Below are 333 nucleotides of genomic sequence, written 5' to 3'. Positions count from 1 at the left end.
TGCCGGTCGGCTCATCCGCCAAAATCAGTGAAGGGCGGGTCATCAGGGCGCGGCCAATGGCTACCCGTTGCTGCTGCCCACCGGAAAGCTGGCTTGGCATGTGAGAACATAGCTGACAAAGCCGGAGCAGTCAAAGGACGTGTCTGGATTGGAGCCGCCCCACACATACGGATAGCCGAGATACTTTTCCGCCTCAGTAATCAGCGTCGCAAACTTCTCCTCGTTCAGGTATTCCGGGTTGACATCGTAGTCGGCGGGAGGATTGGTGATGTACTTGTCCACATAGGGAGAGTCACCGAACAGATCCTCGCGGTTGCCAAGCACAGACATATA

At 56.2% G+C, this 333-nt stretch carries 2 pseudogenes; both read right to left on the bottom strand.

Annotated elements, in window-relative coordinates:
- A pseudogene (locus tag P0G09_RS16420) lies at positions 1-97 on the bottom strand (ATP-binding cassette domain-containing protein); the annotation flags it as partial.
- Between the two features lie 2 nt (positions 98-99).
- Positions 100-333, bottom strand: a pseudogene (locus P0G09_RS16415) (NlpC/P60 family protein); the annotation flags it as partial.

It is taken from the genome of Faecalibacterium sp. DFI.5.82 (assembly GCF_029076575.1).
Lineage (GTDB): Bacteria > Bacillota > Clostridia > Oscillospirales > Ruminococcaceae > Faecalibacterium > Faecalibacterium duncaniae.
This window is presented reverse-complemented; position numbering and strand designations above follow the sequence as displayed.